This is a genomic window from Mesorhizobium sp. SARCC-RB16n (assembly GCF_008520305.1).
Taxonomy (GTDB): Bacteria; Pseudomonadota; Alphaproteobacteria; order Rhizobiales; family Rhizobiaceae; genus Mesorhizobium.
The window spans coordinates 224,956-243,000 of sequence record NZ_ML703253.1; the positions used below are offsets into that span (position 1 = coordinate 224,956).

Here is an 18,045-nt window from a genome sequence, read left to right on the forward strand (position 1 = left end):
AGGCCCGTCAATCAGTCTTTCATCGATTGCTCGCGCAGCGAATCGGCCAACAGGTTGAGCCCCAGCACGAACGACATCAGCGCGATCGTCGGCGGCAGTGCCGGGTGGATGAAGGAGCGCAGCAATCGGCTGGCGTCCTTGATCGCGGTGCCCCAGTCCGGGCTCTCGGGCGCAAGGCCGAGGCCGAAATAACCCAGCGTGCCGAGCAGGATGGTGGTGTAGCCGATGCGCAGGCAGGCATCGACGATCAGGGGTCCGCGTGCATTGGGCAGGATCTCCCACAGCATGATGTACCAGGGCGATTCACCGCGCGTCTGCGCTGCCGCCACATAGTCGCGCGTCTTGATGTCCATGGTCAGCCCGCGCACGATGCGGAACACGCCGGGGCTGGAGGCGAACACCACCGCCACGAAGATGTTGAGCTGGTTCGGATCGATATGCACGATCTTCAGCGGATCCCTGTCGAAGACAAGGCCGAGATAGATCCAGCCGCCGACGATAAGCGTCAGGCCGAGCAGGATGTAGATCCGGTCCGGCCGGTTCTTGTAGCGTGTCCAGAACAGCACGCAGAAGAAGATGATCGGAAACAGGAAGAAGACGCCGGCCAGCGCATAAGGGATCGGCGTGTCCATGATGCCCGGCGTCACCAGGAGGTAGAACAGCAGGATCACCGGGAAGGCCAGCACGAGGTTGGCCAGGAACGACAGGATGGAATCGATCTTGCCGCCGTAATAACCGGCCGGCAGGCCGAGCGTGATGCCGACCATCAGTGCGAAACCGGTCGCGGCGGGCGCGATGATCAGCACGATCTGGCTACCATAGACCATGCGCGAAAAGACGTCGCGTGCGAGCTTGTCGCCGCCGAACAGATAGACGAGCCCCGATTGCGGTTCGATGGCGCCCGGCAGCGTGTCCTTCATGATCGGGATCTGGCCGAGCGGATCGAAAGGCGAGATGGTTGAGGCGAAGATGGCCGTGAACAGCCAGAACAGGCAGATGAAGACGCCGGCAATGCCGACGCCGCTGTCGAACAGCTGGCCGTAGAGCGCGAGCTTCTTCTTGTAGATGAAGCTCGCGCCCATGACGATGGCGAGCGCGAGCCAGACCGGCCAGAAGCGCCAGAGCACTTCGAGGATGATGGCGGAGGCGCTGATATATTGGGCTTGCATGCGCCTTCTCCCTACTGAACGCGGATGCGCGGATTGAGGAACGCGTAGCCGACGTCGGAAATGAGCTGCGTGATCAGGACGATGAACACCGAGACCAGCGAACAGCCGAGCAGAAGATCGATGTCGTTGTTGCCCGCGGCCTCGACCAGCGTGTAGCCGAAGCCCTGGTAGCGGAACATCACCTCGACGATGACGACGCCGGTGAGCAGCCACGGAAACTGCAGCATGATGACAGTGAAGGGCGCGATCAGAGCATTGCGCAGCGCATGCTTGACCACCACGTTGCCAAACGAAAGGCCCTTCAATCGGGCGGTGCGGATATATTGCTGCGTCATCACCTCGACCATCGAGGCGCGTGTCATGCGCGCGATGTAGCCGATGCCGTAGATCGCCAGAGTGATCACCGGGAGCGTGAAGTTATAGAAGGTGATGCCCTGGCTCGCTGATGCCGCCGAGCCGTTCAGCCAGCCGAGCCAGGAGGCGAAGATGACGGTGAAGATGACGCCGGACACATATTCGGGCGTCGCCGTCGAGGCGATCGAGGCGACCGACAGCACGCGATCGGTGCGCGACCCCTCCCGCATGCCGGCAAGGATGCCGACCAGCAGCGAGACCGGCACCATGACCCCCAGCACGCAGAGCATCAGAATGCCGGTGGCGCCGAGCGCTGGAAACAGCTTGGCTCCGACCGTGGTCTTGAACTTGGTCGAGCAGCCGAAATCACCTTCGATCACGCCGGAGAAAGTCGGCACGACCGGGTCATTGCAGAACGAGAAGCGCTGTGTCGTCTTGCCGGTCGCCGGGTCCGTGATCGGCTGCTTGGGCACGACGCCGAGCCATTGGCCATAGCGGACGAAGAAGTTCTGGCGATAGCCGTGATTGACCAGCCAGCTTTCGAGCTGCTCGGCCGATGTGTGCATTTCTGTCTGGCTGATCGCCAGCTTCTTCAGATTGGGTTCGAGATTGACGAGGAAGAACACGACCAGCGTCAGGCACAGCATCGTGAGCAGGATCGTGCCGATGCGTCTGATGATGAATGAGAACATTGTGCCCCCCTGCCGGCCGGGTTGGGGTCAGATATGGTCAACCCTGTTTCGAAAACCTTGTGACGTCACACCGTCGCTGCAAGGCATGCAGCGACGGAGATGCCGAAGAAGCGAAGGGCAACCCTTCGCTTCTATCGAGCGATATGTCACGCCTGATCGAGCCAGACCTTGCCGAAGTCGTGCTCGTAGGTGGGGTGCATCGAGTGGTTCTTCACCTCGGGCTTGATGTTGATGTAGAGCTTGCGCCAGTAGGGCTGGATGATGATGCCGGAATCCTGCAGCATCTGCTCGACATCCTTCATCACCACCTTGCGCTTCTCCGCATCGGCTATGCCGAGGGCCTCGTTGACCTTCTTGTCGAAGTCCGGATTGGCATAGGCCGTCTCGTTCCAGGCTTCGCCGGAGCGGTAGGCGATGGCGATGACCTGGATGCCCAGCGGACGCATGTTCCAGTTGGTTTCCGAGAACGGATACTTTGTCCAATCATTCCAGAAGGTCGAGCTCGGCAGCACGGTGCGCTTCACCTTGATGCCGGCTTCGCGCAGCTGGGCCGCGATCGCGTCCGTGGTGTTCTTGTGATAGTCCTCGTCATTGCTGATCAGCTCGTGCTCGAAATCGATCACGCCGGCTTCGGTCAGCATCTGCTTGGCCTTAGCCATATCGCGGGGGATCTTCGGAAGCGCGACATATTCCGGATGGATCGGCGCGACATGGTGGTTTTCCGCCGGTGTGCCGGCATTGCCGTAGCCGAGCTGCAGCACCACCGAATTGTCGACCGCCAGGCACATTGCCTGACGCACCTTCTGGTCGCCATAAGGCTTGGCGTTGACATTGAAGCGCGACACCACGGTTGCCGCCGTCACCACTTCCGAAACCGGAGCGCCGACACCTTCGATAATCTTGACGTAGTCGGCCGTCGTCTCGTGATTGGTCTGCACCTCGCCCGATTCGAAGGCCGAAACGGTTGCTGCCGGATCGGTGCCGTAGTCGATGAACTCGACGCCGTCGAGGAATGCCTCGCCCTGCCACCACTTGCCGGTCGTGCGGCGCTTGTAGACCACCTTCTGGCCGACATCGTAGGAGACGAGCTCGAACGGACCGGTGCCGATCGGGCAGTTCTTGAAGTTGGCGCCCTTCTCGTCGAAGCTCTTGTGGACGACGAGGCCGGGATAGTCGCACAGGTTGGCGATGAGCGCGATGTCGGGCTTGGTGAGCTTCAGCTTGACCGTCATGTCGTCGACCTTGACGATCGAGCCTTCGCTCAGCTTCTTGGTCTTTTCGTCGACGAGGCTGCCGAGGCGGCCCGGCATGGAATTGCCTGCTGCGTTCTTGTCGGCCCAGCGGGTGAAATTGTAGATCACGTCATCGGCGGTGAACTTGTCGCCATTGTTCCATTCGACGCCCGGCCGCACATGCAGTGTGTATTCGGTGGCGTCGTCGTTGATGTCCCAGCTTGCCAGGAGATAGGGCGCGAACGTGTACTCTTTGGTGTACTTCACCAGCGGCTCGAGCGCCTGGCGCTCGGCATTGGCAATTTCGGACCAGTCCGCCGTGCGCGGATCCTTGGGATCCTTGATCGACATCGCCACCTTCAGCACGCCGCCCTTCTTGCCCTTCACGTCCTCGGCCTTGGCCGGGGTCGGAGCGGCAAGGCCGAGCAGGCCATAAGCCATCGCCGTCGAAGCGCCGAAGATGCTGGCCAGCGCCAGGAATTCGCGACGATCGACCTTACCCGACTTGGCTTCTTCGGCCATCGCCAGGATGTGATCCGGAACGCTGTCGCCATTGCTCTTGTAGATTGTCATGACTAACTCCCATTGTTGGCTTTCCGCCGATTAACATTCCGCATCCGGGCCATGATGTCAAAGACGGCGTGGATTGGGAACATGTTAGCGAATGTGCAACTTTGGGAGGGGAGCGGTTCGCGCGATAGCGACAGTCTTGGCGCAAAATTGCTAGTGCGCCCAGATTTCGCCAAAATCTCTTTGGGCGATTAAACTGGGACATTCGCACCGGTTACGACAGCGCCAGTTGCGGCCAGGACAAGGGCCAGACCCTCAATATTCCTTCTCGTAGAATATGCCGCCCTTGGCTTCGCCGGCGTCCGTAGCCTCACCGCGAAGTTTGGCGCCGCGCCCGACATTGAGGTCGACGGTCGCCTTGCCGGAACCCGGCTTGTCGCCCTTCTGGATGGTCACATAGGTGCGGTCGTTGAGATACTTCCCGGCAGAGACCGCCGTGCCGCCCTTGTCATCGGTGGTGACATCGAGATCGTCGACACCAATGGCGCTGCGCAGATTCTCCAGCAGCGACGTCGAGCCACCGACACCAGCCAGTTGCCCGGCCGCTTCGGCCAGTTGCGCAATCTGCAGCGGCGACAGGTTCGACATCGATCGCCCGAAGATCAGTTGCGCCAGCACCTCGTCCTCGGGCAGTGCCGGCACCGAACTGAAGGTGAATTTCGGATTGGTCGCCTCGCCCGACACCACGATGGTGACCGTGGCGCCGGTCGTGGTCGTCGTCGCCGTCAGATTGAGGTAAGGCACCAGCGAGCCCGAGAAGCCGACCGTGCCTTCGGTGAAGGTGAGCCGCTTGCCAAGGATCGACAGGCGGCCACGCTGCAAGGTGAAGGTGCCGACGGCTTGCGGCGACGAGGCCGGGCCCGTCAGTTTGAGCGAACCGCCGAATTCGGCGTCGACACCCCTGCCCTGGATGAAAATCTGGTTCGGCGCATTGACCGTGACGTCGAGCGCAAGGCCGCTGCCGCCGCTCTTGCCGCTGGTCGTCGCCGGGCGCAGCGCCTTGTCCTGCGCCTTGACCGGGCCCGGCGCATTCTTGTGCTTGACGTCGAGTGCCGAGAGCGAGCCCGGCAATTTGTCCGGAACCGTGATGACGGTCTTGGCTAGGTTGACGGTGCCGGCAATCGCCGGTGACGAAGTCAGCGGCCCCTTGATCGTCAGGTCGCCGCCAAGGTTGGCGGTCACCACGCGTCCATCCGTGTAGCGGCCATCGGTGAGCTTGATCGACAGGTCGGCCGGGAACCCCTGCGCCGGATTGATGCCGACCGTACCGCTGGCCGACAGGCTGCCGCGCGTCGACAGCGTTCCCGTCAACCGGTTGATCCTGGCGACGCCGTTGCCTATCGAGACATCGGCCGCGATATCGTTGGCGGCAAGGCCCGAGCGTGCATCGACCAGCCGCGCGCCCGAGGTTTTGACGCTGCCGCCGATCACGGGCGATGTCGCCGGACCGCGCACCTGCACATTGACGTTGGCGTTGCCGGTCAACGACAGGCCCTGCGCGGCAAGCTTCTCGCTAAGCAGGCCGAATGGCACGGCACCGTTGAAATCGAGTGCCAGCGCCGGCGTGCCCGCCGTCATCACCGTGCCGCCGCCCTTGAGGCCAAGTCCAGCTCCATCGCTGATATTGGCGTCGAAGGTCAGCTTGTTGCCGGCAAAGGTACCCGCCGAGGAAACAGCGACCGCGCCGACGCCCGCGCCACGGGTCTGCGACGTCTGCACTCCGGCCGCGTCTATCTTGAAGGCAACGGCGGGGCTCGCCGGTGCGCCCGTCACCTTTACCGTGCCGGAGATGGAACCCGCGGCGTCGAGCCCGGGCGAGAAACTGTTGGCGAGTGACATCGGCACGCGCGCCAGTGCCGCATTGATCTCGAGCGCCTGCCCGACCTTGCCGGTTACCGTCGCGGTGCCGCCGCCAAGGTTGAGCACCAGCCTGTCCAGCGTCGTCTTGCCATTGGCGATGCTGACGGTCGAGGCCTGGGCGATGGCCGCCTTGACGCCCTGAACGGTCGCCTCTCCCGAAGCGAGCTCGATGGTGGTGGTGCCGCCGGCCACCTTCACGCGGCCGGCCGCCTTGGCCGGAATGCCCTTGACCGTGGCGCCGCCGGAGAAGCCGGTCCAGTCGCCGTCGCGCTTGAGGTCGACGTCGATGCCGCTGATCACGGTGCCGCCCGATGTGACGGTGTCGGCGCGGATCTTGCCGGAGATGACTGGCGCGGCGAGATAATTGGCGATCAGCGCATCGACGGAAACGGCCTTTGCCTGGAGGTCGCCACGCGTGATCGAGGCGGTAGTCGCCTTGATGGCGACCTGGGGTGCTGCGCCATTCCTGGCGAAGGCGATCGTGCCGCGCACGTCGCCTTCCGCCTTTTCCAGCGCCAGCGCGGCGAGCGGCCCGATATCGGGCAGGTCGAGCGAGATGGTGCCTTCGGGCACGAACTTGTCGTCCAGCGCCAGATCGCCGGAGATCCTGTTCTTGCCCAGCGACAGGAGCAGGCCGTTGATGGCGCTCTTGCCGTCGGCCGTTGCCAGCACGGCACTCCCCTGCAACGCCTGGCCGGCGACATTGCCGGTCAACTGGACATTGGCCGCCGGATTGGTGGCATCGGCCTTGCCGGTGGCGGTGAGCTTCAATCCGGTGATCTCGCGCGATGCCACAGAGAGCTTGTCGCTGTTGACGGTAAGCGACAGGTCGGGCGCCATGGCCGGCCCTTGCGCGCTCAGCGCGAAGGCGATGGCGCCCGTGGCATCCTTCGACAATGGCGAGATGTCGCTCAGCGCCCCCCTGATGTCGGCGGTCACCTTGTTGTCGGCGAGGCTTGCCTGTCCATCGGCGCTCAGCGCGCCTGACGTCAGCTTCAATCCGCCTATGTTGAGATTGCCGTTGGGCTCGCGCTTCAGCGTGGCGCTTATTTGAGCGCGGTCGCCAAGCATGCCGCGTGCCGCCGCCGGCAAGGCCGACGATGGCGCATCCGCCTTGAGGTTGAGATCGATGGCGCCGTCACGCAGCGATACCTGGCCGGCGACCTGGCTGCTGAGCGCATCGCTTTTCAGCGAGCCGCTGTCGATGGCGACGGCGTCGGCGCTTAGCCGGGCGTTGAGCGCGGCCGTTACCTTGCCCGCGATGAGCGGCGCGATCGTCGGATTGTCGAGCCCAACCTTGTCCACCGACACCGTTCCGGAAACCGGCCCGGCGCGGTTCCTGAGATCGAACGAATCCGAATGCAGCGTCAGGGTAAGTCCGTCCACCTTCGCCGGGCCGGTGACGACCGAGGGCAGGATCGCGGAAAGGTCCAGCCGGGCATGCGTGCTTTCGCCCGCAATCTTGGCCGACACTGATCGGACATCGATCTTGACCGGGCTCTGGGCGCTTCCGACCGTCAGCGGCAGGCTGGGGCCGGACGAGGTCAGGTCGATCGCGAAATCGCTGGCCCCGTTCGGGTTGATGGTGCCGGCGGCCTGGCCGGAGACCTTGTCGCCGGAGAGGGTAGCGTGGTCAACGGCAACGCCGCCGGCAATCGTGTAGCTGCCGGCCGCGTCGACCGCGACTGGCCCGAGCCCTGCCTGTCGGGTCTGGCTCGTCTCGGCGCCGGCCAGTTTCGCGTTGAACCGGATGTCGGGAGCCGCCGGCGCTCCGCTCCCTTCGGCGATACCGTCAAGCGTTCCCGCTGCATCGAGGCCAGGCGAAAACGCGTTGGCAAGGGCGGCAGGCAAGGCCGAGACCTGCACCGCAAGATCGAGCGTCTCGCCGGCGCTGCCCGACAGCGCCACCTTGCCGCCGCCAATATCGAGCGCCAGCTTCTCGATATTGGCCGTGCCGTTGGCTATGGTCAGAGCCGACGGTTCGGCAATCGCCGCCTTGATGCCGCGAACGGTGGCGTCGCCCGAGGCAATCTCGACACTGGTGGTGCCCTCGGCGATCTTCACCCGGCCGGCAGCGGTTGCCGGAATGCCCGCGATTGTGGCGCCGCCAGTGAAACTGGTCCAGTCGCCGTCGCGCTTGAGGTCGACGCCGATACCGCCGATCTCGGTGCTTCCCGAGGTGACCGCATCGGCCTTGATGGTGCCGGAGATCGCCGGCGCCTTGAGATAATTGGCGATCAGCGCATTGATGGCGATCGCTTTGGCCGTCACCTCTCCACGCGCGACCGACGTGCTCTTCGCATCGATGGCAATGGACGGCGCGTCGCCGTCCTTGGCGAATAGGATGGTGCCGTTGATGTCGCCGGTCACCGCCTGGCCGGCGAGCGCGGCCAACTGGTCGATTGCCGGCGCGGCGAGCGTCAGCGTCCCCAGGGGCATGAACTTGTCGTCGAGCGCCAGGTCGCCCGAGACCTTGTTGTCGCCCAGCGACACCAGGAAGCCGTTGATCGAACGCTTGCCCTCGCTGGTCACCAGGGCCGCCTTGATGTCGAGCGGCTGGTCGTTGACGGCGCCGGTCAGCGAAACGTTTGCGGAAGGGCTTGTTATGTCGGCCTTGCCGCTCGCGGTCAGCTTGATGGCCTTCACCGTGCGGCCCGAAGCGGTCAGGCTGTCGCTGTCGGCGCTAACAGTGAAATCCGGCGCGGTGATCGCGCCGGTTGCCGAGAGCGCGAAATCGACCCCGCCGGCAACCGGCACGCCGACCGTCGGCGACAACACCGAAACGTCGCCCAATTTGCCCTTGATGTCGGCTTGAATGTCCGTGCCTTGCATGCTGGCCGTGCCGCTGGCGCTGAGCGATCCCGACGTGAGTTCGATGGAGTTCGCGGCGAAGGAGCCTTGCGGGTCGCGGGATGCCGTGGCCGAGAATTTCACCCGCCCGCCGAGCACCGAAGCGATCTGCTGCGGGAACGCGGTCGCCACGGCATCGGCATTCATTTTGAGCTGCATCGACATGTCGGCGAGCGCCACCGTCGCCGTCAGCGACGCATTGAGCGCATCGGAGCGCAACGTACCTTGATCGATGGCAATAATGGCGTCCTTGCTGATTGAACCGGCCAGATCGACGTCGACCTTGCCGGTGACCAACGGCGCCAAGGTCGCGACGTCGGTTTTCAGGCCACCGGCCGCCAGCTTGACGGCAACCGGGCCGGCGCGATTCTGGATATCGAAACCATCGGAATGGATTTGCGCCGCCAGATCGTCCAGCCGCGTGCCGCCGGCGACGATCGAAACGAAGGAGGCGCCGATGTCGACGATCGGCGACTTACCGTCGCCGAAGGCGCGCGCGGTGGCGTTCTTGATCGCGAGCGTGATCGGCTGCGCCTTGCTGCCGACGCTGATCACCACGGGCGGGCCCTTGGCGGCGAGTTCGACCGACAGGTCGCTGGCACCGGCAGGGTCGGCAATGCCGGAGGCGGTGCCGTGCACTGCATCGCTCTCGATGCTGGCCCGGTCGATGCTGATGCCGCCAGCCGATGTGGCGGTGCCCGCGACATCGAAGCTGGTCTTGCCGGCGAACAGCGGCTTCAGGTTTTCCGGCAGGAAGCGCGCAAAATCGCCGTCGCCCTTTGCCTCGATATGATTGCCCTTGTCGGTGAGTTGGTGGCGGCCGGTGAGTTGGGTGACGATCCGATGGTCGACGAGGAAGGTGCCGACACCACTCCAGTTGGCAAGGGGGCCGCTGCCCGAAACCACGATATCGACCGGTGGCGCATCCGGCAGCGTGAGCAGATTGGCGATGATGCCGCCGGCCGGCTCCGACGCCTTCAGGCCGAGGTCCAGCTTGTCGTCGGCGGGTGCGAAATGGATCTTGGCATCGACATTGCCCTGCTTGCCGTCGTGGCGGGTGACGTTGAGCACTGTCTGGACCGCCAGTGGCGCGGCATCGGCCTTGAGCATTCCCTTGGCCGCAAGCTCGGCGATGCCGCTGCCGGCCAGTTGCTCGCCAAGCGCGATTTCCGGCAGGTCGATCTGCTTGATGTCGATGGAGACCGGCAGCGTCGTCGTGCCGCTCTGCGCCGGCGGCTGCGTGCCGGCCACCGGCAGGCGTGCCAGTTCGATGCGCTCCGCCGCGATGTGGTCGGCGCTGAAGCTTTTCGACAGAAGCGCCGTCGGTGACCAGTCGACTGCCACCTTGCGCGCCACCAGCCAGGCGCCCTCGCGATCCTCGAGCACGACATGGTCGACGCTGAGCGCGCCCGACCAGATGCCGTCGATGCCGCTGACCGTGACCTTGCGGTCGTCAGTAGAGGCCAGCCGGGAAATGATGCCGGCGAGGTTGTCGCGTCCGCGCTCGGTCTTGGTCAGGACGACGATCGCGCCGATCGCGCCCGCGACCACGATCAGCAGCGTGTAGAGGACAATGCGAAGGATGCGCCGGACCGTCTTCATCGTCAGAACGCCTGGCCAATGCCGGCATAGATGCCGAAATGCGGGTCGCCGGGATCACGGTTGAGCGGCACGGCCGCGTCGATGCGCAGCGGGCCGAATGGCGTGACATAGCGCAGGCCGACGCCGGCGCCGACCTTGACGTCGGAGAAGTTGGGAACCGACCTGGTCGACACCGTGCCGGCATCGACGAACGGCACGATGCCGATCGTGTCGGTGACGGCGATGCGCATCTCCACCGAAGTTTCGAAGAAGGACAGGCCGCCGATCGGCTGGCCGGTGAAATCCTTGGGCCCAATGCCCTGATAGGCATAGCCGCGCACCGAACCGCCGCCGCCGGAATAGAAGCGCCGGTCGGCCGGAACGTTCTGCAGCCCGGTACCAACGATCGAGCCGATAGAGACACGCTCGGCCAGTACGAACTTCGAGGCGGTGTCCAGCGACTGATAGGCCGATCCCTCGCCCTTCAGTTTGAGGAAGGCGGCACCACTCAATATGTCGTAGCTTGGCTCGGCATAGGCGAGCACCCTGAAGCCCCTGGTCGGGTTCAACCTGCTGTCCCTGTTGTCATAGACATATTGCAGCGGAATGCTGGCGATCAGGTAGGTGTGCTTGCCGAAGGCGTCGTGGATGCGCGAATAATCGAGCGCCACCTCGGCCGATACGGTCTGCTTCTTGTCGAGTTCATAGGACAGGCCGGTGCTGCCCTTGACCGAGAAATGGTCATAGGCGTCCGGATGCTCGAGCACGGTCTTCACGCTGGCGAAGAACTTCGACGCCGGTCCGATGACGCCGGGTTTCTCGAACATGATGCCCGCATTGTAGTTCAGCTCGGACAGGTTATTGCTGCCGATGCCGCTGATGGCGCCGTCGATGCGCAGCTTTTCCGCGTGACCAAACAGGTTGCGATGGCCCCAGTAGCCTTCCAGACCAAGCCCCTCGGTGTTGGAAAAGGTGCCGCCGAGACCGTAATAGCGCGGCTTGCGCTCGCTGACCTGGACGCCGATCGGGATGTTGCCGTCGGCGTCGAGCTTGTCGGCTTCCTTGAAGGTCACGCTGTTGAAGACCTCGAGCGCCAGCAACCTGTCACGCGCGTCGCTCATCTCCTGCGGCGAATATTGGCGGCCGCGCTTCAGCCCGGTCATGTATTCGGTGAAGTCGCGGTCGACCTTTTCGGTACCTTCCACGGTGGTCGCGCCATAGCCGGCTACCGGCCCGGCAGCGACCGTCAGCGTCACGTCGAGCGTCGAGGTGGCATGGTCGGCGACGATCTGCCGGTCGGTCACCTTGGCCAGCGGCCTGCCCTGCTCCTTCAGCGTCCGCACGATCAGCGCCTCGGCCTTGAGCACCGCGCCCGATCCGGCGTCGCCACCTGATATCAGGCCGTAATCGGCGCTCATCAGCTCCGCCGCATCGCCCTTCAGCCTGATATTGCCAAGGGTGAATTTGGGGCCGGCCGAGATGGTGATCGCCACTGGAATGGGCTGCGGCCCCTTGAACTCTGCGTCCGGCGGCAGTTCGTCGAGTGGCTTGCCGTCGATGGTGATGGTGACGACGCCTTCATAGCGGGCATCGGCATAAAGCGCCGCGACCAGCTGTTCGCGGTCGCTGCGCGCCTTGGTCATCAGCCCAAGCGAGCCCGAAACCGGCCGGTCCTCGTCGCCTTTCAGTGTCGAGGCATTTTCGAGCTTCTTGACGAGATCCTTGTCGGCATCGGGTGCGGAGATGGTCACCGCGTAGCGCAGGGGATCGACAATGTCAGCGTCCTCGTCTTTAGACGATCCCCACAGCTTGATGCCGAAAATCTCGAAGGCGCCGGCATGCCGCGCCTCGGCGAGCAGCGCCATCGAGCATATTATGGCCACAAGCAGGGCGTGCGGAAGCACGCGCCCTGGCGCGGTCCCTCCTGACATCTGCTTTTCATGCGCCGGCATTAAGACAACCTAGTTCGTAAACCTAAAATTGGAATGAAGTTCTGAAGCGCTCGTAAAGGGGCCACAATCCAATTGTCTGAAATAGGACGGGCTTGGAATTCACACCTTCTGCGTGTCCGCAAGAAAGCGTGATCTCCTGTCCTATGGAGGTTACTGTCCGCATACCGGTCCTTGGCCGGAAAATAAACCGTTGGCAGGCGGCACCTGCCGCGTTCGCGCGTTGACAAGCCTGACTGAAGCTTGATCATGCCCGGACGTCTGCAATTGTCTGGAGGGGTGTTATGGCAATGCGCGCGGCTCGTGGTCTGTCGATCCTCATCCTTCTCTTCTTCGCCTGGGCCAACGCCTTAGCCTGGAACGGGGTCGCGCTAGCGGCCGAGGCCCGGCGAATCGCAACGACCGACAATTCCGACTATTTCGGTTTCGACCTCAGGTCGGACCAGAACGTCACGCTCGACCAGTGCAAGACGACATGTCTCGGCGATCCGGCCTGCCGCGCCTTCACCTACAACACCAAGGCCAAATGGTGCTTTCTCAAATCCGACTATAACCAGTTGAAATCCTTCAACGGCGCGATCGCCGGCAAGGTCGTCAATATCGACGGCGATCCCGATATCGGTGCGCCGCCGGAACTCGCCTTCTTCCCCAACTGGATGGCCGACCAAGCCCAGCAATACCGCAACAAGCTGCTCGGCCCGGCCTTTGACAAGCCGACCGAGGGCATCGCGGCGCTGATCAACTCGGCCGAACAAGCGGTACAGACTGGCGACCATCGCTCCGCCATGCAGAAATATGAAGCCGCGGTCTCGGTCATGCCGGATGACGGCCAGCTCTGGCTCAAGCTGGCGCGCGAAACGCTGGCCGTGCAGCCTGCCGCGAACACCTCCGAAGCCTCGACTTTGCCGGCAAACGGCACCTCGGCCGCCTTTAACGCCTACAAGCTGCTTCGCACCACCAAGACGCGCGCCGAAGTGCTGGCGCTCCTCGGCAATGGTCTCGACAAGCGCGATCTCTACCGGCCGGCGCTCCAGGCCTATGAGGCCAGCCTTGCGCTGGAAAGCTCGCCCGCGGTGCAAGCCGACTATGCCGATCTGAAGGCCCGCAAGGGTTTCCGTGTCATCGATCACTCTGTCGATGCCGACACCAGCGCGCCGCGCATCTGCGCCCAATTCTCCGAGGATCTGGTCAAGACCGGCGTCGACTACGCGCAGTTCGTCACTGTCGACAACGCGCCGCCCAAGGGCGTCGAGGCCAAGGACAAGCAGATCTGCGTCGAGGGGCTCGAACACGGCCAGCATTATGACGTCACCTTCCGCGCCGGCCTGCCGGCCGCGATCGGCGAAGTGACCGCGGGCCCCGTGGTGCTTTCGATCTACGTGCAGGACCGCGCGCCGTCCGCCCGCTTCACCGGCGACAGCTTCGTGCTGCCCGCAGGCGCGCGCCGCGGCATACCGGTCGTCACCGTCAACATGAATGCCGCCGAAATGAAGCTCTACCGCATCGGCGACCGTTCGCTGGCGCAGCTTCTGTCGGGCTACCAGTTCCTGCACCAGCTCGACGGCTATGACATTTCCAACATTTCCGAGCAGATGGGCGCGCCGGTCTGGCACGGCCAACTCGACATCGTCAACGACCTCAACAAGGAAGTCACCACCTCTTTCCCGGTCGACGAAGCGCTGCCGCAGCGCAAGCCCGGCGTCTATGTGCTGACCGCCAAGGCCGTCAACGACAAGAGCGACGACTACGGTTCGCTGGCCACCCAGTGGTTCGTCGTCTCCGACATCGGCCTGTCGACCTATACCGGCCAGGACGGGCTCAATGTCTTTGCCCGTTCGCTGGGCAGCGCCAAGCCGATTGCCGGTGCGGAGCTGACACTGGTTGCCCGTAACAACGAGGTCCTCGGAACCGCGACGTCGGATGCGAACGGCCATGCCGTCTTCAACCCCGGCCTGACGCGCGGTGACGGCGGCATGGTGCCGGCCGTTTTGATGGCCAAGCAGGGCGACAATGATTTCGTCTTCCTCGACATGGCCAAGGCCGGCTTCGACCTGTCCGACCGTGGCGTCACCGGACGCGCCGCACCGGGCGCGCTCGACGTCTATGCCTGGACCGAGCGCGGCATCTACCGCGCCGGCGAGGACGTCCATGTCGCAGCCCTTGCCCGCGACGGTGCGGCCAAGGCGGTCGAGAACCTGCCGCTGACCTTCATCTTCTCGCGTCCAGATGGCGTCGAGGACCGCCGCATCGTCAGCGACGGTGCATCCGCCGGCGGCCACGCCGTCGACCTGCCGCTCGAACCCAATGCCATGCGCGGCACGTGGTCGGTGTCGATCCACACCGACCCCAAGCAGCCGGCGGTTGCTAGCCAGATGTTCCTGGTCGAGGACTTCGTGCCGGATCGCATCGAATTCGACATGAAGGCCGACAAGCAGGGGATTGCTCGGGGCGAAACCGCCAACATCGACATTGACGGCCGCTTCCTCTATGGCGCGCCGGCGGCGGGCCTGGCGCTGGAGGGTGAACTGACGCTGTCGACGTCGCGCGACTGGGACCGCTTCCCCAACTTTTCCTTCGGCCTCGCCGACGAGCAGTCGGCGCAGCCCACGGTCACGCCGCTCACCGATCTGCCTGTGGTTGGCGATAACGGCAAGGCGACCTTCCCTGTTAGCGTCGACCAGTTGCCATCGACCACCAAGCTGGTCAACGGCAAGGTGACGGTGCGCATGCGCGAAACCGGTGGCCGCGCCATCGAGCGCTCGCTCAACATCGGCATCCGCCCGCAAGGCCATATGATCGGCATCCGTCCGGATTTCGCCGACGGTGAAGTGCCGCAGGGGGGCACCGCCAAGTTCAGCCTGATCGCCGTCGATCCCGACGGCAAGCGCGAGGCGCTGAAAGGCGCGCAGTGGACGCTGGTCAAGGTCGAACGCAATTACCAGTGGTACCGCTCCAACAACTCCTGGAACTACGAGCCGGTCAGTTTCACCAAATCGATCGCCAACGGTCAGGTCGACCTCGGCGCCGACGGCGATGCGACCGTCTCCGTACCGGTCGATTGGGGCCAGTACAGGCTCGAGGTCGAGACATCGGACCCCGAGGGGCCGGCGACCAGTTACGAGTTCGACGCCGGCTGGTATGTCGCTTCGACCACCACCGAAACGCCTGACGGTCTGGAGATTGCCCTCGACAAGGACAATTATGCCGCGGGCGAAGTGGCCAAGCTGAAAATCTCGCCGCATTTTGCCGGCGAACTTCTCATCAACATCGGCTCCGACAAGCTGCTGAAGACCATCACGGCGACCGTTCCGGCCGGCGGCAGCACCGTCGATATCCCGGTCGGCGACGATTGGGGCGCCGGCGCCTATGTGACGGCCACCCTGTTCCGGCCGGGCGATGCGCAGGAAACACGCATGCCCGCCCGTGCCATCGGCGTGAAATGGCTGACGGTCGATCCGGGCGCCAAGAAACTCGCCGTCACCCTGACGCCGCCGGACAAGACAATGCCGCGCCAGCAGCTGTCGATCCCGGTTTCCGTGGCCGGCGTGCAGCCAGGCATCAACGCCTATGTCATGGTAGCAGCCGTCGATGTCGGCATCCTCAACCTGACCAACTACAAGGCGCCGGACCCGGAGAACTGGTTCTTCGGCCAGCGCATGCTGGGCATGGAGATCCGCGACATTTACGGCCGCCTGATCGATGGCTCGCTGGGAACCACCGGCAAGCTCAGGACCGGCGGTGACGGCGCCAACATGCAGGCGCAAGGCAGCCCGCCCATCGAAAAGCTGGTCGCCTTCTTCTCCGGCCCGGTTCAGCTCGATGCCGACGGCAAGGCGCGGATCGACTTCGACATCCCGCAGTTCAACGGCACCGTGCGCGTCATGGCTGTCGCCTGGACCAAGGAGGCTGTCGGCCATGCACAGACCGACGTCATCGTGCGCGATCCCGTCGTTATCACCGCGGGTCTACCGCGCTTCCTGGCGCCCGGCGACAACGCCGTCATGCGCCTTGATGTCGCCGATACCGACGGCCCTGCCGGCGACTATGCGCTGTCGATCGACACGACGGGGGATCTGTCGACGGGCGAAAAGCCCCTGCCCCAGAAGCTGACGCTCGCCCAGGGCAAGCGCCAGACCTTGACCGTGCCGCTGATCGCAAAGACGGCGGGCAACGCCTCGCTCACCATCAAGCTGGCGCATGCCGACGGCACCAAGGTCGAGCAGACGCTCTATGTACCGGTGCGCCCGGCGCAATTGCCGGTCACCACGCGTCTTGTAGTCGACCTCAAGGGCAATGGCGGCGCGCTGCGCGTCGACAAGGAACTGCTGGCCGCCAGCCTGCTTGAAGGCGCTTCGGTCAGCGTCGGCGTTTCGCAGGCGGCTGCCTTCGACGTGCCTTCGCTGCTGATGACGCTTGACCGCTACCCCTATGGCTGCGCCGAGCAGACCACCAGCCGTGCCATGCCGCTTCTCTACGTCAACGAGATGGCATCCGGCATCGGCATGGAAAGCGACCCTGACCTGCACGGCCGCATCCAGGATGCGATCTACAAGGTCCTGAGCTACCAGTCCTCGAGCGGCAGCTTCGGTCTGTGGGGTCCGGGCTCCGGCGATCTGTGGCTCGACGCCTATGTCAGCGAGTTCCTGACCAGGGCGCGGGAGCAGAAATACGACGTGCCGGCTCTCGCGATGAACCAGGCCCTGAACAACCTTCAGAACTCGCTCGGCTACGATCAGAGCGTACAGGACCGCGGCAGCGAGATCGCCTACGCCCTGTACGTGCTGGCCCGCAACAAGAAGGCCTCGATCGGCGATCTGCGCTACTACGCCGACACCCAGCTCGAAGCCTTCTCGAGCCCGATGGCCGTTGCCCAGCTGGCCGCGAGCCTGGCGCTCTATGGCGATGCACAGCGGTCGGAGGCGACGTTCAAGACCGCGCTGCAGCTCGCCAAATCGAGCACCGACTACGACTGGTACCGCTCCGACTACGGCTCGGCGTTGCGTGACGGCGCGGCGATGCTGTCGCTGGCGGCGGAATCGAAGCCGGTATCGACGATCGTGCCCGAGCTGATCAAACTGGTGACCAGGGAACGCGCCGAGGCCCGCTGGACCAGCACCCAGGACGATTCCTGGATGCTGCTGGCGGCCCGCGCGCTGAAGGAGGGCAATGATTCGATCGCGCTGACCGTCAATGGCGCGCCGCATTCCGGCGGCTATTCCAACCAGGTCAACGGCCGTGAACTGGTCGACAGCCCGCTCGAAATCGCCAACACCGGCAAGGCCCCGCTGCAAACCGTCGTCACCACCGTGGCTTCGCCAATCCAGCCCTTGCCGGCCGGCGGTGACGGCTTCACCATCGCTCGCACCTACTACAAGCTCGACGGCACCGAAGCCAATGTGACGGAGGCAACCCAGAACGAACGCTATGTCGTCGTGCTGAAGGTCACCGAGCAGAACAGTTGGCCTTCACGCCTGCTGGTCACCGACCTGTTGCCGGCCGGCTTCGAGATCGACAATCCAGGCCTGGTCTCCAGCGCCCAGCTGTCGAATTTCTCCTGGTTGGCCCAGACCGACGCAGCCCATCTCGAATTCCGCGACGACCGGTTCGTCGCGGCATTCAATCCGGCCGACGGCGACCACGACCACAATCTGACGCTTGCCTATGTCGTGCGCGCGGTGACGCCGGGCACGTACGCCCATCCGGCGGCAACGGTTGAGGACATGTACCGGCCGCAATATTCGGCCCGCACCGCCACCGGCATGATGGAGATCAAGGCGCCGTAAGTGTT

Annotated in this window: 6 protein-coding genes; 1 reads left to right on the forward strand and 5 read right to left on the reverse strand. The window is 64.2% G+C overall.

Going from position 1 to position 18,045, the window contains the following annotated elements; all coding sequences use genetic code 11:
* Positions 1-11: 11 nt before the first annotated feature.
* The 5 genes from C7I87_RS01125 to C7I87_RS01145 all read right to left on the reverse strand — a co-directional run bounded on the left by C7I87_RS01125 (position 12) and on the right by C7I87_RS01145 (position 12,260).
* Entirely contained in the window at positions 12-1,169 is a 1,158-nt protein-coding gene (locus C7I87_RS01125; protein WP_149902460.1) for an ABC transporter permease, read from the reverse strand.
* Between the two features lie 11 nt (positions 1,170-1,180).
* On the reverse strand, positions 1,181-2,215 hold the full coding sequence (locus C7I87_RS01130) for an ABC transporter permease (RefSeq protein ID WP_149902461.1): 1,035 nt from the start codon (positions 2,213-2,215) through the stop codon (positions 1,181-1,183).
* Positions 2,216-2,361: 146 nt separating this feature from the next.
* Positions 2,362-4,020, reverse strand: a complete 1,659-nt coding sequence (locus C7I87_RS01135) for an ABC transporter substrate-binding protein (protein ID WP_149902462.1) — start codon at positions 4,018-4,020, stop codon at positions 2,362-2,364.
* A gap of 252 nt (positions 4,021-4,272) precedes the next feature.
* The gene (locus tag C7I87_RS01140) at positions 4,273-10,329 is read right to left on the reverse strand and encodes a translocation/assembly module TamB domain-containing protein (RefSeq protein WP_149902463.1); all 6,057 of its coding nucleotides are present in this window, start codon (positions 10,327-10,329) and stop codon (positions 4,273-4,275) included.
* Positions 10,330-10,331: 2 nt separating this feature from the next.
* Positions 10,332-12,260 carry an autotransporter assembly complex protein TamA gene (locus C7I87_RS01145; RefSeq protein WP_149902464.1) on the reverse strand — a complete coding sequence of 643 codons (1,929 nt, stop codon included), beginning with the start codon at positions 12,258-12,260 and terminating at the stop codon, positions 10,332-10,334.
* A gap of 281 nt (positions 12,261-12,541) precedes the next feature.
* On the opposite strand from C7I87_RS01145, the gene C7I87_RS01150 reads away from it, so the two are divergent.
* A complete protein-coding gene (locus C7I87_RS01150) occupies positions 12,542-18,040 on the forward strand; it encodes an alpha-2-macroglobulin family protein (RefSeq protein ID WP_149902465.1) in 5,499 nt (1,832 codons plus the stop codon).
* Positions 18,041-18,045: the final 5 nt, after the last annotated feature.